Source organism: Streptomyces sp. NPDC006624 (genome assembly GCF_040611555.1).
Lineage (GTDB): Bacteria > Actinomycetota > Actinomycetes > Streptomycetales > Streptomycetaceae > Streptomyces.
The window spans coordinates 1-21,000 of record NZ_JBEXOM010000030.1; the positions used below are offsets into that span (position 1 = coordinate 1).

A 21,000-nucleotide genomic window follows, 5' to 3' on the forward strand; every position below is an offset into this window, starting at 1 on the left:
GTGCCGATCGGGTGGATCGGCGGCAGGTACACCACGTCGAACCCCATCGCCGCGATCGCCGGCAACCGCCGGGCCGCCGTGCGAAAGGTGCCGTGCGGCTCTTCCCTAGTGCCCTCGGAACGGGGAAAGAACTCGTACCAGGAGCCGTACAGTGCCCGCTCCCGCTCGACGAGGAGCCGCAGGGGCTCGCTGCTGCTCACCGGATCACGCAGCGGATGGCGGTCCAGGACCTCGCCCACCTCGGGTGTCAGCGCCGCCGCGAGCCGCGCGGCCGGCGGACGGCCGTCGTCGCGCAGGGCGTCGACGGCGGCCAGGACCACGTCCCGCAGGCCGTCCTCCGCGGGCACGCCCTCGGCCGCCCGCTCGTACAGCCGCGCGCCCTCCTCCAGGACGACCTCCGTGTCCATGCCCGCCGGGATCTTGATCTGCGCGTGGTGACGCCAGGTGCCGACGGGGTCGCCCCACGCCTCCACGGTGAACGTCCACAGACCGGGCTCACCGGCGGTGACCGTGGCGCCCCAGCGGTCCGTCCCCGGCGCCAGCTCCCGCATCGGCGTCCACGGACCGGGTCGGCCCTCGGGATCCCTCAGCACGACGTTGGCGGCCACCGCGTCGTGCCCCTCCCGGAACACGGTCGCCGAGATCTCGAAGGTCTCGCCGGTGACGGCCTTGGCCGGCCGGCGTCCGTGCTGGACGACCGGCCGGACGTCGAGGACGGGTATGCGCCCGACGGCCGTCGCCTCCGGCGCCGGGGAGGGTGGCGGGGACGGCGGTCCGGCGTCGGCAGGGCGCGCGGGGCGTGCTTCGCCGCCGGGTGCGCGCGCCCCGGTGGTGCGGCGGTTGGGGGGTGCTGGCGAGTGGTGCTTGGCGGGCATGACCGCTCCTGTCCGCGTCAACGTGGGTGGGCGGATGACTGTGGGGAGGTGGGTCCTGCGTGGTGCTCCTGAGAGGGGTACCCGCAGGAGCCTTCCCACCCTATTCGGGTGGGCAATCCGGCACTTTGTTAACTACTCACGCGTACGTCGACACACAAGACCGGCCTCGTCCGCGACGGACGAGGCCGGCCCCAAGACGTGACTGCCGCTTCCCCTACCCGCGCGGCACCCGCAGTAACTTGTCCGGTGAACCAAGTCCCCGGCCGGAGACCCTTCCGGTCGTCGCCGCCGCGGTCAGAGCCCTGCTGACCTGCGCCGGAGTCGCTCGTCGGTGATCGGCCAGATACAGCGCCGCGGCGCCCGCTGCGTGCGGGGACGCCATCGAGGTACCCGAGAAGGTCGCCCGCGCGGTGTCGCTCGCGGCGGACGCGGACGTGATCGCGACGCCCGGGGCGAACAGATCGAGCGCCGGACCGTGGTTGGAGAAGGCCGGTTTCGCATCCCTCCGGTCGGTCGCGCCGACCGTGATCGCCTGCCGGACGCCGCCGGGCGAGGAGAGACCGGCGGACGTGCCGCCGTTGCCCGCGGCCACCGTGTAGACGACGCCGGAGGCGATGGAGGCGCGCACGGCGGCGTCCAGCCGCTCGTTGCGCGGACCGCCCAGGCTCAGGTTGGCGACCGCGGGCTTCCTCGCGTGCCGGGTCACCCACTCGATCCCGGCGATCACCCGGGCCGTGGTGCCCCGGCCGGCCGCGTCGAGCACGCGCACGGACACGATCCGGGCCCTCCCGGCGACGCCGTGCGTGCGCCCGGCGACCGTGCCGGCGACGTGCGTGCCGTGGCCGTTGGCGTCCGAGGCGGTCCTGTCGTTCCCGACGAAGTCCCAGCCGTGGCCCGCCCGGCCGCCGAAGTCCCGGTGGGTGGTCCGCACTCCGGTGTCGATCACGTATACGGTCACCCCCGCGCCCGCCGCTCTGGGCGCGGTGTAGCTCCGGTCCAGTGGCGGGTCCCGCTGGTCGACGCGGTCCAGCCCCCACGGGGGCGGGTCGCGCCGGGTGTGCTCCAGCCGTACGCGGGTGTCCGGGACGACCGAGGCGACCCGGGGGTCGGAGGCGAGCCGTCTGGCCTGTGCCGCGTCGGCCCGGACCGCGAAGCCGTTCAGGACCGTGCCGTAGGTGTGGCTGATCCGCACCCCGTGCTCCGCCGCGAGGCGGCGCCCGGCCGCCGACGGGGCCCGCAGGCTCTCCTTCAGTGTCACCAGATAGCCGCCGTGCACGGCGCCGGGTCCTCCGGCGCCGGACGGCCGCCCCTGCGGTACGGCGTGCGCGGGCAGGGTGACGGCCGACAACGCCGCGGCGCAGAGCGCCGCGGCCAGGCCCCCCGGCCGGCGCAGACGCCGTATGCGCGTCCGGGCCATGTCCGCGTTCCCCTCCTCGACTCGGCGTACGGCTGCCGCGCGGGCCGCGTGCGCCGGCCGCGGGGCGGTACGCCAGGGGCAGCCTCTCGTGACGCGTGAAGCCCCACAAGGACGCCTATGGGGGTGGAATCGGCCATATCACGCCGATGGTGCCGTTCCGGCCGATCGAGGGCCGGGCGGCGGAGCGTCGGCATGGGCGGCACGCACGCCGGTACTGTCGTAGGTGACGTCGATGAAGCCCAGCGTCAAAGCCCTGCGTCATCCAGCGACGAGGTGGAAAGTGAAGGCGATCCGTCGATTCACCGTCCGGCCCGTTCTCCCCGAACCCCTCAGGCCGCTCAGCGACCTGGCCCGCAATCTGCGCTGGTCCTGGCACGCGGAGACCCGTGACCTGTTCCAGTCCGTCGATCCCGAACGGTGGGCCGCCTCGGGCGGCGACCCGGTCCGGCTGCTGGGCAGCGTGCCGCCCGCGCGCCTGGCCGACCTGTCCGGGGACCGCCGGTTCCTGCGCCGCCTCGCCGCGGTCGCGGGCGACCTGCACGACTACATGACCGGCGACCGCTGGTACCAGACCCAGCCCGAGGACCTGCCGGCCGCCGTCGCCTACTTCTCACCCGAGTTCGGCGTCACGGCCGCCCTGCCGCAGTACTCCGGCGGCCTCGGCATCCTGGCCGGCGACCACCTCAAGTCGGCCAGCGACCTCGGCGTCCCGCTGATCGGCGTCGGCCTGCTCTACCGCCACGGCTACTTCCGCCAGTCCCTGTCCCGCGACGGCTGGCAGCAGGAGCACTACCCCGTCCTCGACCCCAACGAGCTGCCCGTCGCCCAGCTCGAGGAGCCCGACGGCACCCCCGCCCAGGTCTCCCTCGCCCTGCCCGGCGGCAAACGGCTGCACGCCCGGATCTGGCTGGCGCAGGTCGGCCGGGTCCCGCTGCTGATGCTGGACTCCGACGTCGAGGAGAACGACCTCGGCGAGCGCGGCGTCACCGACCGGCTCTACGGCGGCGGCAGCGAGCACCGGCTGCTGCAGGAGATGCTGCTCGGCATAGGAGGGGTCCGGGCGGTCCGCACGTACTGCCGGCTGACCGGCCACCCCGAGCCGGAGGTGTTCCACACCAACGAGGGGCACGCCGGGTTCCTCGGCCTGGAGCGCATCGCCGAACTGTGCGCCGGGGGCCTGGACTTCGACTCCGCGCTGGAGGCGGTCCGCGCGGGCACGGTCTTCACCACCCACACGCCCGTCCCGGCCGGCATCGACCGCTTCGACCGCGAGCTGGTCGCCCGCCACTTCGGCCCGGACGCCGAGCTGCCCGGCATCGACGTCGAGCGGATCCTCCGGCTCGGCATGGAGACCTACCCCGGCGGGGAGCCCAACCTGTTCAACATGGCCGTGATGGGCCTGCGCCTGGCCCAGCGGGCCAACGGGGTGTCCCTGCTGCACGGCCAGGTCAGCCGGGAGATGTTCGCCGGGCTGTGGCCCGGTTTCGACGCCGACGAGGTGCCCATCACGTCCGTGACGAACGGGGTGCACGCCCCCACCTGGGTGGCCCCCGAGGTGTTCCGGCTCGGCGCCCGGCAGATCGGCGTCCAGCGCGCCGAGGACGCGCTGACCGTCGGCGGCTCGGACCGCTGGGACAGCGTCGCCGACATCCCCGACCAGGAGATCTGGGACCTGCGGCGGGTGCTGCGCGAGCAGCTGGTGACCGAGGTGCGCGAGCGGCTGCGGGCCTCCTGGCGGCAGCGCGGGGCGCACACGGCCGAGCTGGGCTGGATCGACGGCGTGCTCGACCCGGACGTGCTCACGATCGGGTTCGCCCGGCGCGTCCCGTCGTACAAGCGCCTGACGCTGATGCTGCGCGACCGCGACCGGCTGATGGACCTGCTGCTGCATCCCGAGCGGCCGGTGCAGATCGTCGTCGCGGGCAAGGCGCACCCGGCCGACGACGGCGGCAAGCGGCTGGTGCGGGAACTGGTGCGGTTCGCGGACGACCCCCGGGTGCGGCACCGGATCGTGTTCCTGCCCGACTACGGCATGGCCATGGCGCAGAAGCTCTACCCGGGCTGCGACATCTGGCTGAACAACCCGCTCCGGCCGCTGGAGGCCTGCGGCACCTCCGGTATGAAGGCGGCGCTCAACGGCTGCCTCAACCTCTCGGTCCTGGACGGCTGGTGGGACGAGTGGTTCCAGCCGGACTTCGGCTGGGCCATCCCCACCGCCGACGGAGCGGGGACCGACCCGGACCACCGCGACGACATAGAGGCCGCGGCCCTGTACGACCTGCTGGAGCAGCGGGTGGCGCCCGGCTTCTACGAGCGCGGGCAGAGCGGACTGCCCGACCGGTGGATCGAGATGGTCCGCCACACCCTGAGCCTGCTGGGGCCGAAGGTGCTGGCCGGGCGGATGGTCCGGGAGTACGTCGAGCGGCTCTACGCGCCGGCGGCGCTCTCCCACCGGTCCATGGGACCGGACGCGGCACGGGACCTCGCCGAGTGGAAGGGCAGGGTGCGGGCGGCCTGGCCGGGGGTCACGGTCGACCACGTCGAGACGTCCGCGGTGGCGGCGCTCGCCGAGCTGGGGACGACGCTGGGGCTCCGGGTCCTGGTCGGTCTCGGCGACCTCGGGCCCGACGACGTGGAGGTGCAGGTCGTCTCGGGGCGGGTGGACGAGGAGGACCGCATCGCGGACGCGACGGCCGTGCCGCTGAAGGCCGTGGGTCCCGGCCAGGACGGGCGCTGGGTGTACGAGGGGCCGTTGTCCCTGGACCGCACCGGCCCCTTCGGGTACACGGTGCGGATCCTTCCCGCGCATCGGTTGCTGGCGTCGAGTGCGGAGCTGGGCCTGGTGGCCGGGCCCTCCGAGGAACTGGTGGCGGCCGCGGGGCTGTTGATGCGGTGAGTTCGCCGTCCGGGGGGCGTGGGGCCTGGTCCCGCGCACGCGGCGGAGCCGCACATCGGCACAGCCCCGCGCCCCTCAGTCCTGCGCGCCGCCCTGCGTCGCGAGGTCGCGCAGCACACTGCCGCACCTGCGGGCGTAGGCGTGCTGGAAGCCCCGGGTCGCCGGGCCGCCGGCCTTCGCGTACCACTTGGCGGGCCGGCTGAAGGCGTGCACGGTCAGCCAGACCGTGCCGTCCCCCGTGCGGTCGACGACGAAGGACTCCTCGCCGCTCTCCGGGTGGCCGGGCAGCGTGCCGTAGGCCCACCCGGCGCGGCGGGGTTCCCCGACCGTCCACACCACACGGCAGGGGGCCTTGATCATGCCGGCCAGGGTGACGGTGACGTCCACCCCGGGGGCGGCGCGGTCCGCGCTCGTGTCGATGCCCACGCCCATGGCCCGGTGCATCTCCCAGGTCAGGACCGCCTCCGCGGCGCGGCGGAAGACGCCCTCGCCCTCGCCGAGACGGGTGCGCACGGTCATGGGACGGAAGCCCGGGGGGCAGAAGCCCTCGTCGCGGGTGGCGCCGACATCGGCGTAGGTGAAGTCCTGCGAAGACATGGTCCCCAAGAGTAGGGCGGCACCCGGAGCCGTTGCCGCTCCGGGTGCCGCCCCCAGGGCCGTGCCCAGGTCAGCCGACGTTGACGGCGGACCAGGCGGCCGCGACCGCCTTGTACTCGGTGCTGCTCGCGCCGTACAGCGCCGAGGCCGCGTTCAGCGTCGCCGTACGGGCCTGCGCGTACTTGGTCGTCGACGTCATGTACGTCGTCAGCGCCTTGTACCAGATCTGCAGCGCCTTGGTCCGGCCGATGCCGGTGACCGTGGAGCCGTTGGACGTGGGCGAGTCGTAGCGCACGCCGTTGATGGTCTTCGCGCCGCTGCCCTCGGCCAGCAGGTAGAAGAAGTGGTTGGCGGGGCCGGACGAGTAGTGCACGTCCACACTGCCCAGGCCGGCGTACCAGGCGTCCTTGGACGAGCCGTCCTTGCTGGGCTTGTCCATGTAGCGCAGCGGCGTGCCGTCGCCGTTGATGTCGATCTCCTCGCCGATGAGGTAGTCGCCGACGTCGGAGGAGTTGTTGGCGAAGAACTCCGCGCCCGCGCCGAAGATGTCGCTGGTCGCCTCGTTCAGGCCGCCGGACTCGCCGCTGTAGTTGAGGCCGGCCGTCGCCGAGGTCAGGCCGTGGCTCATCTCGTGGGCGGCCACGTCGAGCGAGGTCAGCGGGTTGGCGTTGCCCGAGCCGTCGCCGTAGGTCATGCAGAAGCAGCTGTCCGACCAGAAGGCGTTGACGTAGTTGTTGCCGTAGTGGACGCGCGAGTACGCGGCCTTGCCGTCGTTGCGGATGCCGCTGCGGCCGAAGGTGCTCTTGTAGAAGTCCCAGGTCACCTGGGCGCCGTAGTGGGCGTCGGCGCCGGCGGTCTCCAGGTTGGACGGGCTGCCGTTGCCCCAGATGTCGTCCGGGCCGGAGAAGAGGGTGCCGGTGCCGGAGGTGCCGCGGTTGAGGTTGTACGTCTTGTGCCCGCCGCGGGTGCCGTCCGTGAGGGTGTACGAGGTACCGGACTTGGTGGTCGTGAGGGTCACCGTGCCGCTGTAGGCGGTGTTTCCGGTGCCGGTCTCGATGCCCTGGTACTCGTAGAGCCTCTTGCCGGTGGCGGCGTCGGTGATGACGTGCAGCTCGTTCGGGGTGCCGTCCTCCTGGAGGCCGCCGACGACGGTCTCGTAGGCGAGGACGGGCTTGCCGGCGGCGGCCCAGATCACCTTGCGCGGCGCGGCATCGGCCTCGGTCCGCTCCGAGCCGGCGGCCTCGGCGAGGGTCACGGCCTGCTTCTTCGCCGTGGCGGCGGTGACGGCCGGCTTGAGCGAGGCGACCTTGATCGCGGCCTTCGTCGCTCGGGTGACGCCCTTGGCCGCGCCGGACGCCGACTCGTGCACGACGAGGTCGCCGCCGAGGACCGGCAGGCCGGCGTAGGTGCGCTCGTAGCGGGTGTGGACCGTGCCGTCGCGGTCCTTCACGACGTCCCTGACGACCAGCTTCTCCTGCTCGCCGAGGCCTATCTCGTCGGCGGTCCGCGAGGCGTCCGCCTGCTGCTCCTGGATCAGGGCCGTGCGGGCGGGCGCGGAGAGCAGCACGGGGGCGGCGGCGAGCACCGGCTTGCCCGCGGAGTCGGCGGCGGCGCTGCTGCCGGAGGTCAGACCGGTGGTGAGCAGCGCGCCGGCCGCGACGGCGGTGGCGACGGCGAGCGTGGTGCGCTTGTGACGCGTGTAGACAGGGGAGTTCACACAAGCTCCTAGGTGTGGGGGAGGTACTGCGGTGCTGTGCGGCGGGTGGGGGAAGAGTGGCACTCGCGACGCGTACATGTCATGAGTCGGCCGTGATGTTGGCCGGAAATCGACGTGGGGGCGACCGTCCGGCGCACGGGAAGCGGACGCCGCCCCGGGGGATTCGAACCCACCGGGGCGACGTCCTGACGCGGGGCCCTGCCGGGCGAACGGGCTTTACGGGAAGGTCAGTTTCCAGCTGTTGATGTAGCCGGTGTCGTAGGACGCGTTGTCCTGCACCCTCAGCTTCCAGACCCCGTTGGCCGCCTCGGAGGACGCGTTCACCGTGTACGTGGTGGCGAGGTTGTCCGCGCTGCCGCCGGTGCCGTACCCCTTCAGCGTGTACGCCGTGCCGTCGGGGGCGACGAGCTCCACCTTGAGGTCACCGATGTAGGTGTGGACGATGTCGACCGCGACCTGGAGGTTCGAGGGCGCGTTGCCCGTCCGGCCGGAGACCGTGACCGAACTCGTGACCGCGGCGCCCCGGTCCGGGATCGCCACGTCGGCGGTGTTCTCGAAGGACGTGCCCCCGCCGCCTCCGCCGCCGGAGCGGGCGCCGACGTTCACGCCCGCCCACGCGTCCTGGACCGCCTTGTACTCGGCGCTGTCGGTGCCGTACAGCTCACCGGTGGCCGCGAGGGTGCCGGTGCGGGCGCCCGCGTAGTTGGTGGTCGAGGTGAACTTCGTGGTCAGCGCGCGGAACCAGATCTTCTCCGCCTTCGCCCGGCCGATGCCGGTGACCGGAAGGCCGTCCGAGGTGGGCGAGTCGTAGGTGACACCGTTGATGGTCTTGGTGCCGCTGCCCTCGCTCAGCAGGTAGAAGAAGTGGTTGGCCGGACCGGACGAGTAGTGCACGTCGATCGAGCCGATGCCCGAGTACCAGGCGTCCTTGGACGAGCCGTCCTTGCTGGGCTTGTCCATGTAGCGCAGCGGCGTGCCGTCGCCGTTGATGTCGATCTCCTCGCCGATGAGGTAGTCGCCCACGTCGGAGGAGTTGCCGGCGAAGAACTCGACGGTCGCGCCGAAGATGTCGCTGGTGGCCTCGTTCAGGCCGCCCGACTCGCCGGAGTAGTTCAGCCCGGCCGTGTTCGAGGTGAGCCCGTGGGTCATCTCGTGGGCGGCCACGTCGATCGACGTCAGCGGGTTGGCGTTGCCCGAGCCGTCGCCGTAGGTCATGCAGAAGCAGCTGTCCGACCAGAAGGCGTTGACGTAGTTGTTGCCGTAGTGGACGCGCGAGTACGCGCCCACGCCGTCCCCGCGGATACCGCTGCGGCCGTGCACGTTCTTGTAGTAGTCCCAGGTGAGCGCGGCGCCGTAGTGCGCGTCGGCGCCCGCGGACTCCAGGTCGGACGGGCTGCCGTTGCCCCAGACGTCGTCCGGGCCGGAGAAGAGCGTGCCGGTGCCGGAGGTGCCGCGGTTGAGGTTGTACGTCTTGTGGTTGCCGCGGGCGCCGTCGGTGAGGTTGTACGCCGACCCGGACTGGGTGGTGGTCAGGTTCACCGTGCCGGAGTACACCGTGTTGCCGGTGCCGGTCTCGATGGCCTCCCACTCGTACAGCTTCTCGCCGGTGGTGGCGTCGGTGATCACGTGCAGTTCCTGCGGGGTGCCGTCGTGCTGGAAGCCTCCGACGACCGTCTCGTAGGCGACGACCGGCGTGCCCTTCGCGGCCCAGATCACCTTGCGCGGCGCGCGGTTGATGCCCGCGTCCTTTGCCTCCTCGGCCTTCCCCGCGGCCAGGGCCTGCTGCCGCGCCTTGGCCGCGGGCAGGGCGGCCTTCGTCGTGGCGGGCGTGACGGCGGCGCGGGTGGCCTTCACGACGGAGGCGGTGGGGTCCGCCGCCGTGCTCTGGACGACCAGGTCGCCGCCGAGGACGGGCAGGCCGTCGTAGGTGCGCTCGTAGCGCGTGTGCAGGGTGCCGTCGCGGGCCTTCAGGACGTCGCGGACGACCAGCTTCTCCTTGGCGCCCAGACCCAGGTCCCGGGCCGTCTCCGCCTTGTCCGCGTCGGCTTCCCGGAGCAGCGCGGCGCGCTGGGCGGGGGTGAGCCTGACCGACTCGGAGCCGGGGTTCGCCTTGCTCGCGGCCGACGGTGCCTTCTCCGGGGCCGCGGTGGCGGTGCCGCTCTGCACGGCGGCGGCGATCAGCGCGGCGACGCCGGCGAGGGCCACGGCCGCGGTATGGCGGGGGGTGTGGGGAGTGCGTCTGTGGGAGGTGCCTCTTCGCGAGGAACTGCTTCTCAACACTGACTCCTTCTGCGGGACCGGGGATCGCCCGGCCTGGGGAGATGTGGAGGTGTTGCCGTGGGGTTGCTGTGCAGCAGTCGTGGGAAGCGTGGCAGGGGACCGCGCTTTCTGTCAGGAGCGCGTCAACACAATGGCCGGAAACGGTTCGTTGACCGGAAGTTCATGTTCGCTATACGGACGCGTCACCTGCGGGTCGGGCGGGCGCGCCCCGTATGCCTCCGTACGCCACGTCACCCCGCCCGCCGCCATCCCCCGGCCGGGGCCTCAGGCCAGACTGTCCCGCCAGGCCCGGTGCAGGTCCGCGAACCTGCCCGTCCCGCCGATGAGTTCGTCCGGACGGCCGTCCTCCACGATCCGGCCCCGCTCCATCACCAGCACCCGGCCCGCGATCGCGACCGTCGACAGCCGGTGCGCGATGACCACGGCCGTACGGCCCTTCAGCACCGTCGCCATCGCCCGCTGCACCGCTCGCTCGCCCGGGACGTCCAGCGAGCTGGTCGCCTCGTCGAGGATCAGCACCGCGGGGTCGGCGAGCAACGCCCGTGCGAACGCCACCAGTTGGCGCTGGCCCGCCGAGATACGGCCACCCCGCTTGCGTACGTCGGTGTCGTAGCCGTCCGGCAGGGCGCTGATGAAGTCGTGCGCGCCGATCTCCTTCGCGGCCTGCTCGATCTCCTCGCGCGAGGCGTCCGGCCTGCCGATCGCGATGTTCTCGGCGACCGTGCCGGAGAAGAGGAACGCCTCCTGCGTCACCATGACCACCCCGCGCCGCAGTTCGGGCACGGCGAGGTCGCGCAGGTCGACGCCGTCCAGCAGCACCCGGCCCCCGGAGGGGTCGTAGAGGCGGGCCAGCAGCTTCGCCAGCGTCGACTTGCCCGCGCCCGTGGAGCCGACGACCGCGACCGTCTGCCCGGCCGGGATCGTCAGGTCGAAACGGGGCAGCACCTCGCCGCCGGTGCGGTAGCCGAAGCGGACGCCGTCGAAGACGACCTCCCGGCCCGGGTGCTCGCTGCGCGGCGGCGGGAGCTGGCGGGGGCTCACCGGCTCGGGCACGGACGGGACCTGGGCCAGCAGCCCGGCGATCTTCTCCAGCGAGGCCGCCGCCGACTGGTAGGAGTTGAGGAACATCCCGAGCCGGTCGATCGGGTCGTACAGCCGCCGCAGGTACAGCACGGCCGCCGCCAGCACGCCCAGCGCCAGCGTGCCGTCCGCGACCCGGTGGGCGCCCCACAGCACGATCCCCGCGACCGCCGTGTTCGCGATCAGCCGCGAGCCGGTGACGTAGCGGGCCATCTCCAGCAGCGCGTCGCCGTTGGCCCGCTCGTGCCGCCGGTTGAGCGCGCCGAAGTCGGCGTCGTTGGCCGCCTCCCGGCGGAAGGCGCGCACCGGCCGGATGCCGTTCATGGTCTCGACGAACTTGACGATGACCGCCGCGATGGCGGTCGACCGCGCCCGGTACACCCGCCCGGCCCGCCGCTGGTACACCCGCACGAGCCCGTACAGCGGCACCAGGGACGCCACCGCCACGCTCCCGAGACCCGGATCCAGCCAGAGCAGCATCAGCGAGATGTAGACGAAGGACAGGACCACCGTCACGAGCTCCTGCAGACCCTCGTCCAGCAGCTCGCGCAGCGACTCCACGTCCGTCGTGGAGCGGGAGATGAGCCGGCCCGACGTGTAGCGCTCGTGGAAGTCGACGCTCAGCGCCTGCGCGTGGCGGAAGATACGGCCCCGGAGGTCCAGCAGCACGTCCTGGTTGACGCGGGCCGCCGCGGCGATGAAGGCGAACTGCAGCGCCCCCGCGGCCAGGGCGCACGCCAGATAGCCGGCCCCCACCGCGATCAGCGGCCCGTGGTCACGCGCCCGGAACGCCGGCACGGCACGGTCGATGGCGTACGCCACGAGCAGCGGGCCCGCCTGCACGACCGCCTGCTGGAGCAGCAGCAACAGCGTCGTCACCGCCACCCGCGCCTTCAGGGGCGCGAGCAGGGACCGCAGCAGGGCCGCGGTCGCGCCCGGCGGTGTGGGCAGGACGTCCCGGTCGAAGGAGTCGCCCGGGGCAGGGGCCGCCGGGTCGCCGGGCGCGCCGCCGGCCGGTGCGGTGGTGGCCGCCGTCATGGGGCTTCCTCCTCTTCCCCCGGCTCCGCTCCGGACATCAGGTGCCGGTACTCCGGGTGGGTGCGCAGCAGTTCCTGGTGGGTGCCGACCGCGGCGATCCGGCCGCCGGACAGCAGCGCGACGCGGTCGGCGAGCAGCACGGTGGACGGGCGGTGCGCCACGATCAGGGCGGTCGTGTCCGCGAGCACCTGCCGCAGGGCGGCCTCCACGGCGGCCTCGGTGTGCACGTCCAGGGCGGACAGCGGGTCGTCGAGCACCAGGAACTCCGGCTGCCCGACGACGGCCCGGGCCAGGGCGAGACGCTGGCGCTGGCCGCCGGAGAGACTGAGGCCCTGCTCGCCGACCTGGGTGCCGGTGCCCTGCGGCAGGGCGTGGACGAAGTCGGCCTGGGCCACGGCCAGCGCGCGCTCCAGCTCGGCCCGGCCCGCGGCGGCGCCGGCGCCCATGAGGACGTTCTCGCCGACCGTGGCCGAGAACAGCGTGGGCTCCTCGAAGGCGACGGCGACCTTGGCGCGCAGGGCCTCGCGGGACAGGCCCGCGATGTCGGTGCCGTCCAGGGTGATGCGGCCCGAGGTCACCTCGTACAGGCGGGGGACGAGCGCGGTGAGCGTCGTCTTGCCGCTGCCGGTCGCTCCGACCAGGGCCATGGACTCGCCCGGCCGGATGTGCAGGTCGATGTCGCGGAGGGTGGGCGGGGTGCCGGGGGCGGCGTCGGGGTAGCGGAAGGTGACGCCGTGGAAGCGCAGCCCCCGGTCCCCGGCGACGGCCGCGCCGCGGCCCCGTCCTGCGGCCGTCTCCTCGGCCTGCTCGTCCATCACCTCGAAGTACCGCTCCGTCGCCGTGGCGGCCTCCTGGCTCATCGCCAGCAGGAAACCGATCGACTCCACCGGCCAGCGCAACGCCAGCGCCGTGGACAGGAACGCCACCAGCGTGCCCGCCGACAGGCTCCCGTCGGCCACCTGCACGGCCCCCACCACCAGCGCCGCCCCGATGGCCACCTCCGGCAGCGACACGATGACGCCCCAGATCGTCGCCAGCAGCCGCGCCTTGCGCAGCTCCGTGCCGCGCAGGGTCCGCGCCAGCTCGCGGAAGGCCCGCGCCTGGCTGCGGTGGCGGCCGAAGCCCTTGATGACGCGGATGCCGAGGACGCTCTCCTCGACCACCGTCGTCAGGTCGCCGACCTGGTCCTGGGCGCGCCGGGCCGCCGCGGCGTACCGCTTCTCGAAGACCACGCAGGTGAGCAGCAACGGCACGGCGGGCCCCAAGATGACCAGCCCCAGCGTCCAGTCCTGCAGCAGCATGATGACCACGCCGACGAGGATCGTCACCCCGTTGACCAGCAGGAACGTCAGCGGGAAGGCGAGGAACATGCGCAGCAGCATCAGGTCCGTCGTCCCCCGGGACAGCAACTGCCCCGAGGCCCAGCGGTCGTGGAAGGACACCGGCAGCCGCTGGAGGTGCCGGTACAGCTCCGCCCGCATCGACGCCTCGACGTGCGACAGCGGACGCGCCACCAGCCAGCGCCGCAGCCCGAACAGCAGCGCCTCCGCGAAGCCGAGCAGCAGCAGGAGCAGCGCCCCGAGCCACACCCCGGCCGGGTCCCGGCCGGCGACCGGCCCGTCCACCATCCACTTCAGCACGAGCGGGATCACCAGCCCCGTGCAGGAGGCGACGATCGCGACGAACGCGGCCGTGAACAGCCGGGTCCGCACGGGCCGGACGTACGGCCACAGGCGCAGCAACGTGCGCACGGCGGAACGGCTTTCGGCGGGTGCGGTGGTGGTGGCCATCAGCGGCGAGCCTACGGTTCACCACTGACACTGCCCACCGGGTTTTCGACCGACCCCGCGCCGGCCCTGAGTCCTACGACCTGCGTGTTCGACGGGCCGTACGACGGTGACCCCCGGCAGGACACGGCGGCACCGGGCGGGTCGTACGGCCTTATCGGCCGATCGGCTGAGGGCTGTTCGAGCGGAACGGCCGATGTGCCGGGCGCGCGCTCACCGGGACCCTCGCCCTATGCCCACCGCACCCGTCATCGAAGTCGCCGAGCTGCGCAAGAGCTACGCCGGCCGTCCCGCCGTCGACGGCGTCTCCTTCGCCGTGGAGGAAGGGGAGATCTTCGGGATCCTCGGCCCCAACGGCGCCGGGAAGACCACCACCGTCGAGTGCGTGGCGGGCCTGCGCGTCCCCGACTCCGGCCGGGTCCGCGTGACCGGCCTCGACCCCGTCGCCGACCGCGAGCGGGTCGTCCGCGTCCTGGGCGCGCAGCTCCAGGAGAGCCGGCTCCAGCCCAAGCTCACCGTCCGCGAGGCGCTGGAGCTGTACAGCGCGCTGTATCCGCACCCCGCCGACTGGCGCCCGCTGGCCGAACGGCTCGGCCTGCGGGAGCGGTTGGACACGCGGTTCGCCGGGCTCTCCGGCGGACAGCAGCAGCGGCTGTCCATCGCGCTCGCCCTGGTCGGCGACCCCCGGATCGTCGTCCTGGACGAACTCACCACCGGCCTCGACCCGCGCGCCCGCCGTGAGACCTGGCAGCTCGTCGAGGAGGTGCGCGCCCGGGGCGTCACCGTCCTGCTCGTCACCCACGTCATGGAGGAGGCGCGGCGGCTGTGCGACCGGATCGCGGTGATCGACCGGGGCCGGGTCGCCGCCCTGGACACCCCGGCCGGGCTGATCCGCCGCGCGGCGGGCGCCACCGTCATCGGCTTCACCCCGTCCGCCCCGCTGGACGACCGTGCGCTGCGCGACCTGCCCGGCCTGGCCGGGATCGCCCGCCGCGACGGCCGGATCACGCTGTCCGGCACCGACGACACCCTCGACGCGGTGCTGTCCCTGCTGGCGCGCCGCCACCTCACCGCCCGTCGGCTGCGGGTCACCGACGCCACGCTGGACGACGCGTTCCTGGAGCTGACGGAGGACCCGGCATGAGCACCGCCCTGTTCCACCCGGCCGTCGTGCGCACGGAGTTCCGGCTCTTCCGCCGCGAACCGGGCAGCGTCTTCTGGATCCTGCTCTTCCCCGCCCTCCTGCTGGGCGTCCTCGGCTCGCTGCCGTCCTTCCGCCAGGCTCAGGACGGGCTCGGCGGACTGCGGACGGTCGACGTCTACGTGCCCGTGTGCGTCCTGGTCGCCCTGGTCATGGCCGGGGTGCAGGCGATGCCGCCGGCCCTCACCGGCTACCGCGAACTCGGCATCCTGCGGCGGCTGTCCGTCACCCCCGTCCGGCCCGCCTCCCTGCTGGCCGCCCAGATGCTGGTGAACGGGGTCGCGGCCCTGGCCTCGGCGCTGATCACGCTCGCGGCCGGACGGCTGGCCCACGGCGTACGGCTGCCCGGGCAGCCCGCCGGATACCTGCTCGCGCTGCTCCTCGCCGTGGCGGCCGCCCTCGCCCTCGGCGCGTTGATCGCGGCCCGGGCCCGCACCACGAAGAGCGCGGCCGCGACCGGGACCGCGGCGGTCTTCCCCATGCTGTTCTGCGCCGGGGTGTGGGTGCCGGTGCCGGCCATGCCCGACGTGCTGGCCCGAGTCGTGGTGGGCACCCCGTTCGGCGCCGCCGCGCGCGCCCTGGACCAGGCCGCGGCGGGCCGGTGGCCGGACTGGGGGCTGCTGGGCGTGCTCGCCGCGTGGACGGCTGTGCTCTCGGTGTCGGCCGCCCGCTGGTTCCGCTGGGAATGAGCCGGGGTCCGGGGCGGGGCGCGACCGTGGCCGACACTGGTGGCATGGCGGACGTGGCGGGGGTCGAGCGGCGGTGGACCGCGTCCCTCCGCCTGGGGCCGTACGGGATGCTGGCGGCCGGCACGGCGCTGTCGCTGGCGACGGCGGACGCGGTCGGCATGACGACGGCGCAGCGCCACACGGCCGCCGCCCTGACCGGCGCCGCGGTCGTCCTGCAGCTGTGGTTCGGGCACTGGTCCCGGGGCCGGGTCCTGACCCCGTCGGCCCCGGGCGCCTGCTACTACTTCGCGCGCTGGGCGCTGGGCTTCGCGCTCAGCTGGTGCAACCCGTTCTTCGCGTTCTACGCCGCCGCCGGGTACCTCGGCCCCCACCGGCTGCTGCGCGGCGCCGCGTTGCCGGCCGGGCTGGTGGCCACGGCGGTCGTCATCGCCGGTTCCCAGGCCGGCGGCATGCCCCTGCGCGGGCGGCTGGACTGGGCGCTGTTCGGCGGGCTGCTCTGCGTCCACGTGGCGCTGCTGGCGGTGTTCGGCCGGCTGGCCGCGCGAGAGGAGGAGCGCAGCCGCGTCCAGAGCGCCACCATCGCCGAACTGCAGCGCGCCAACGCGGCGTTGCGGCACGCCCTCGACGAGAACGCCGCCCTGCACGACGAGTTGCTGGCGCGGGCCAGGGAGGCCGGGGTCGCCGACGAGCGCCGGCGGCTGGCCGCCGAGATCCACGACACCCTCGCCCAGGGGCTGACCGGCATCATCGCCCAGCTCCAGGTCGTGGCGAACACCCCCGACCCGGACCGGGCCCGCGCGCACGTGGCCCGCGCCACGGACCTGGCCCGGCACAGCCTCGACGAGGCCCGCCGCTCGGTGCACGACCTCGCCCCGGCCGCCCTGGAGCACGCCGGGCTCCCGGAGGCGCTGCGCAAGACCGTCGCGGAGTGGGCCCAACGAAGCCGCGCCCGCGTCGAGTTCACGGCCACCGGCACGGTCCGGCCGCTGCCCGGCGCGGTCGCGGCGACCCTGCTGCGCATCGCCCAGGAGGCCCTGGCCAACACCGCCCGGCACGCGGCGGCGGACCGCGTCGGCGTCACCCTGTCCTATCTGGACGACGAGGTGATCCTCGACGTCCGCGACGACGGCCGGGGCTTCGACCCGCTCGCCCCGCCCGGCCGCACCCTGCCGGGCCCGGATGCGGGGACGCCCGCCGGCGGCTTCGGACTCGACGGCATGCGGGCCCGCGCCGCACGTGTCGCGGGCTCGCTGACGGTGGAGTCGGAGCCGGGGCACGGCACGGCCCTGTCGGCTCGCGTACCGTTGGCCCGCCATGACTGACGCCGAGATCTCGCTGCTGATCGTCGACGACCATCCCGTCGTCCGGGACGGCCTGCGCGGCATGTTCGAGTCCGCGCCGGGCTTCCGGGTCCTGGGCGAGGCGGCCGACGGCGTGCGGGCACTGGAGCGGGCCGGCGCCCTCGACCCCGACGTGATCCTCATGGACCTGCGGATGCCGGGCGGCGGCGGGATCGACGCGATCGCCGAGCTGAGCCGCCGGGGCGCCCGGGCCAGGGTCCTGGTGCTGACGACGTACGACACGGACACGGACACGCTCCCCGCGATCGAGGCGGGGGCGACGGGCTATCTGCTCAAGGACGCCCCGCGCGACGAACTCCTCGCCGCCGTCCGGGCCGCGGCCGAGGGCCGTACCGTGCTCTCCCCGGCGGTCGCCTCCCGGCTGGTCTCGGCGGTACGCGCCCCCCGGTCCCCGGGCGGCGAGCAGCTCTCCGCCCGGGAGCGCGAGGTGCTCGCCCTGGTCGCCCGGGGCACCTCCAACCGCGAGATCGCCCGCGAACTGTTCATCAGCGAGGCGACCGTCAAGACCCACCTCACCCACCTGTACGCCAAGCTGGGCGTCAACGACCGCGCGGCGGCGGTCGCGACGGCCTACCGGCGCGGAATCCTCGCCTAGTGCTCTGACCGGGAAGGTCCGCCGGGGCGGTGGCCTCGCCTCGATAGTCTGCACGGCATGGCCGACTCATACGCGAGCTCCGACGATGCCGCAGTCGCGACAGCCGCGGCGCGGGCCGGCGCGGACGTGGTCCGCAGCATGTACGGCCGGCGGCTCGGCCGCATCGACAAGGGGGCCGGGGACTTTGCCACCGCCGCCGATGTGGAGGCCGAGAAGACGATCCTCGGCGTCATCCGTGCCGCACGGCCCGATGACGCGGTGCTCGGTGAGGAAGGCGGGCAGCGGGGCGCCGGCGACGCTGTGCGCCAGTGGTTGGTGGATCCCCTGTGCGGCACGCTGAACTACGCCGTCGGCAACATGCTGGTGGCCGTCAACGTGGCCCTGCGCGGTGGGCCGGCGGCCGTGGCCGACCCTTTCAGCGGCGAGGTCTTCTTCACCGACGGGGAGACCGCCTGGGCGTGGCATGACGGGGCCGACGACGCACCGCTGACGCCCACACCCTCTACCCGATTGGTGGACGTCAACCTGGACCCGCCGTTTCCGAGTGCGCCTGGATTCCGGGCCGTGGATCTGCTGGCCCACCCTGAGTTCGTCGAACGTTTCCGGCCTCGGGTCGTGTCCACGACACTGGCGCTGGCCTGGGTGGCCGCCGGTAAGCGCGCCGCGTATGTCACTGATGGCGGCGACCTCTCCGGGAGCGTGCATTTCGCGGCCGGTATCGCTCTGTGCCGGGCTGCCGGCTGCGTTGTCACCGGCATCGACGGTGCCCCGACAGGTGAGGCAGGTCGTGGGCTTGTGGTCGCGGCCGACGACGACACCCACGGGCTGCTGATGTCGATGCTGCGCAGCCGAGGCTAGGGCTGCCACCGCATGGGTTTCCCCGGCGGCTGGGTCGGGCCGCGGCGTGGAGGGGCCTGCCGCCCCGAGCCGGAGCGGACGTCACCGTGCGTCCAACCGCCTGGACGACCGCCCCGGCGAACCGTCCCGGCGAACCGCCCCGGCGAACCGTCCCGGTCGGAGCACCAACCCTCGGCCGGCCCCGCGGCCCTCACCCCGCCACCCGCAGCAGCAGCACCGCCCGCGCCGGCATCGTGATCTCCGCCCCCGCCGGATGCTCCACACCCGGTGCCCGCGCCTGCTCCTCCAGGCTCGTGTCGACCACGACCTCGTACCGCTCCGCCCACGGCGGACCCGGCAGCATGAAGCGCTCCGGCTCCTCGCCCGCGTGCAGCACCGCCAGGAAGCTGTCGTCGACGATCGGCGCGCCGCGCTCGTCCCGGCCCGGGATGTCCCGGCCGGACAGGTACATGCCGAGCGTGGCGGCGGGCGCGTACCAGTCCTGCTCCGTCATCTCGGTGCCCCGGGAGGTGAACCAGGCCAGGTCGCGCAGCCCGTCCGCGGTCTGCGCCCGGCCCGAGAAGAACGCCCGGCGGCGCAGCACCGGGTGCCGGTGGCGCAGGGCGATCAGCCGCGAGGTCAGCTCGGACAGCGCCTTCCAGCCGGGTTCCCGCAGCAGCCCCCAGTCCACCCAGCCGATCTCGTTGTCCTGGCAGTAGGCGTTGTTGTTGCCGCGCTGGGTGCGGCCCAGTTCGTCGCCCGCGACCAGCATGGGCACGCCCGTGGACAGCAGCAGCGTGGTCAGCAGGTTCCGCAGCTGGCGGCGCCGGAGCGCCCGGACGCCCTCGTCGTCCGTCTCGCCCTCGGCGCCGCAGTTCCAGGCCCGGTTGTCGTGCGTGCCGTCCCGGTTGCCCTCGCCGTTGGCCTCGTTGTGCTTGCGCTCGTAACTGACCAGGTCGCGCAGGGTGAAGCCGTCGTGCGCGGTGATGAAGTTGACGGACGCGTACGGCCGGCGCCCGCCCCAGGCGTACAGGTCGCTGGAGCCCGACAGCCGGTAGCCCATCTCCCGCACGTCCGGCAGCGCGTGCCGCCAGAAGTCCCGGACCGCGTCGCGGTACCGGTCGTTCCACTCCGTCCACAGCGGCGGGAAGGCCCCCACCTGGTAGCCGCCCGACCCGACGTCCCACGGCTCGGCGATCAGCTTCACCCGCCGCAGCACCGGGTCCTGGGCGATGACCGCCAGGAACGGGGAGAGCATGTCGACGTCGTGCATGGAGCGGGCCAGCGCCGCCGCCAGGTCGAAACGGAAGCCGTCCACGCCCATCTCCGTCACCCAGTAGCGCAGCGAGTCGGTGATCAGGCGCAGCACCTGCGGCTGGACCACGTGCAGGGTGTTGCCGCAGCCGGTGTAGTCGGCGTAGCGGCGGGCGTCGTCCTGGAGGCGGTAGTAGCCGCGGTTGTCGATGCCCTTCAGCGACAGGGTCGGGCCGAGCTCGCCCGCCTCGGCGGTGTGGTTGTAGACCACGTCCAGGATGACCTCGATCCCGGCCGCGTGCAGGGCGCGCACCATCCGCTTGAACTCGCCGACCTGCTGGCCCCGCGTGCCGGAGGCCGCGTAGCCCGCGTGCGGGGCGAAGTAGCCGACGGAGTTGTAGCCCCAGTAGTTCCTGAGGCCGCGGCGCAGCAGGTGGTCCTCGTGGGCGAACTGGTGCACCGGCAGCAGCTCCACCGCCGTCACGCCCAGCCTCACCAGGTGCTCGATCGCGGCCGGGTGCGCGAGGCCGGCGTAGGTGCCGCGCAGTTCCCCGGGGATGTCCGGGTGCAGCCGGGTGAAGCCCTTCACGTGCAGTTCGTAGATCACCGAGTCGGCCCACGGCGTCTTCGGGCGGTGGTCGTCGGACCAGTCGTCGTCATCGTGGACGACGACGCCCTTGGGGACGTACGGCGCCGAGTCCCGGTCGTCGCGGACGGTGTCGGCGACGTGCTGCTGGGGCCAGTCCCGGACGTGCCCGTACACCTCCGGCGGCAGCCCGAAGTCGCCGTCGACCGCGCGGGCGTACGGGTCGAGCAGCAGCTTCGCCGGGTTCCAGCGGGCGCCCGTCCAGGGGTCCCACCGGCCGTGCACCCGGTAGCCGTAGCGCTGCCCGGGCAGCACGCCGGGGACGAAACCGTGCCAGATCTCGTGGGTCAGCTCGGCGAGCCGGACCCGTGACTCCTTGCCCGCCTCGTCGAAGAGGCACAGCTCCACTCCCTCGGCCCCGCCCGCCCACAGGGCGAAGTTGGTGCCGGCCACCCCGTCCGGGCCGACCCGGAACCGGGCACCCAGCGGCGTCGGTGCGCCCGGCCGGGCGGGCACCGTGGGCGGCGGCGCGGCCGGCCGCGCGCTGTTCACGGCGGCGGCCCGGCGCCCGTTCCCGGTGGCCTGAGGACCGGCCACCGCCTCCTGCTCGGCTGCGCTGGACACCTGTCAGCCTCCCGCGGCTCGTGGAACGACGGGGGACAGAGGGGTGCGGCCCCGTGCTGCGGCCGGGTCGCGGCTCCCCTGCGCGTCGTCCTCCCCACTGTTCTGCCCAGAGCGTGGGTCGCACTCACGTTTCCCCGGGGGCGGGCATGGTCGTTTCCCGGGGACG

14 protein-coding genes are annotated in these 21,000 nt (G+C 73.7%); 6 read left to right on the plus strand and 8 right to left on the minus strand.

Going from position 1 to position 21,000, the window contains the following annotated elements; translation table 11 throughout:
* A partial coding sequence (locus ABZY20_RS34065) for a maltotransferase domain-containing protein (RefSeq protein ID WP_356446887.1) occupies positions 1-875 on the minus strand: 875 nt, incomplete at its 3' end.
* Between the two features lie 214 nt (positions 876-1,089).
* Positions 1,090-2,292, minus strand: a complete 1,203-nt coding sequence (locus tag ABZY20_RS34070) for a S8 family peptidase (protein WP_356446889.1) — start codon at positions 2,290-2,292, stop codon at positions 1,090-1,092.
* A gap of 280 nt (positions 2,293-2,572) precedes the next feature.
* Between ABZY20_RS34070 and ABZY20_RS34075 the strand changes: the two genes are divergently transcribed.
* Entirely contained in the window at positions 2,573-5,188 is a 2,616-nt protein-coding gene (locus tag ABZY20_RS34075) for a glycosyltransferase family 1 protein (protein ID WP_356446890.1), read from the plus strand.
* A gap of 75 nt (positions 5,189-5,263) precedes the next feature.
* Here ABZY20_RS34075 and ABZY20_RS34080 read toward each other — a convergent pair whose 3' ends face one another.
* The 5 genes from ABZY20_RS34080 to ABZY20_RS34100 all read right to left on the minus strand — a co-directional run bounded on the left by ABZY20_RS34080 (position 5,264) and on the right by ABZY20_RS34100 (position 13,690).
* Positions 5,264-5,785: a DUF1990 domain-containing protein gene (locus ABZY20_RS34080; protein WP_356446891.1), complete on the minus strand. Its 522-nt coding sequence runs from the start codon at positions 5,783-5,785 to the stop codon at positions 5,264-5,266.
* Between the two features lie 70 nt (positions 5,786-5,855).
* Positions 5,856-7,502, minus strand: coding sequence for a M4 family metallopeptidase (locus tag ABZY20_RS34085; RefSeq protein WP_356446893.1), 1,647 nt, complete (start codon positions 7,500-7,502; stop codon positions 5,856-5,858).
* 216 nt (positions 7,503-7,718) lie between these two features.
* Positions 7,719-9,779, minus strand: coding sequence for a M4 family metallopeptidase (locus ABZY20_RS34090; RefSeq protein WP_356446895.1), 2,061 nt, complete (start codon positions 9,777-9,779; stop codon positions 7,719-7,721).
* A gap of 267 nt (positions 9,780-10,046) precedes the next feature.
* The gene (locus ABZY20_RS34095) at positions 10,047-11,900 is read right to left on the minus strand and encodes an ABC transporter ATP-binding protein (RefSeq protein ID WP_356446897.1); all 1,854 of its coding nucleotides are present in this window, start codon (positions 11,898-11,900) and stop codon (positions 10,047-10,049) included.
* Entirely contained in the window at positions 11,897-13,690 is a 1,794-nt protein-coding gene (locus ABZY20_RS34100) for an ABC transporter ATP-binding protein (protein ID WP_356446898.1), read from the minus strand. The genes ABZY20_RS34095 and ABZY20_RS34100 overlap by 4 nt, the downstream gene beginning before the upstream one ends.
* A 229-nt stretch (positions 13,691-13,919) precedes the next feature.
* Between ABZY20_RS34100 and ABZY20_RS34105 the strand changes: the two genes are divergently transcribed.
* From ABZY20_RS34105 to ABZY20_RS34125, 5 genes are read left to right on the plus strand one after another with little or no spacing between them, the layout of a single operon-like run.
* Positions 13,920-14,831, plus strand: a complete 912-nt coding sequence (locus ABZY20_RS34105; protein WP_356446900.1) for an ABC transporter ATP-binding protein — start codon at positions 13,920-13,922, stop codon at positions 14,829-14,831.
* Entirely contained in the window at positions 14,828-15,577 is a 750-nt protein-coding gene (locus ABZY20_RS34110) for an ABC transporter permease (protein ID WP_356446902.1), read from the plus strand. Before ABZY20_RS34105 ends, ABZY20_RS34110 begins: the two co-directional genes overlap by 4 nt.
* A 44-nt stretch (positions 15,578-15,621) precedes the next feature.
* Positions 15,622-16,899: a sensor histidine kinase gene (locus ABZY20_RS34115; protein WP_356446904.1), complete on the plus strand. Its 1,278-nt coding sequence runs from the start codon at positions 15,622-15,624 to the stop codon at positions 16,897-16,899.
* Entirely contained in the window at positions 16,892-17,533 is a 642-nt protein-coding gene (locus ABZY20_RS34120; RefSeq protein WP_356446906.1) for a response regulator transcription factor, read from the plus strand. Before ABZY20_RS34115 ends, ABZY20_RS34120 begins: the two co-directional genes overlap by 8 nt.
* A gap of 57 nt (positions 17,534-17,590) precedes the next feature.
* Positions 17,591-18,391 carry an inositol monophosphatase family protein gene (locus tag ABZY20_RS34125; protein WP_356446907.1) on the plus strand — a complete coding sequence of 267 codons (801 nt, stop codon included), beginning with the start codon at positions 17,591-17,593 and terminating at the stop codon, positions 18,389-18,391.
* A 190-nt stretch (positions 18,392-18,581) separates the two neighbouring features.
* On the opposite strand, the gene glgX is transcribed toward ABZY20_RS34125, so the two are convergent.
* Entirely contained in the window at positions 18,582-20,834 is a 2,253-nt protein-coding gene (gene glgX / locus ABZY20_RS34130; protein WP_356446909.1) for a glycogen debranching protein GlgX, read from the minus strand.
* Positions 20,835-21,000: the final 166 nt, after the last annotated feature.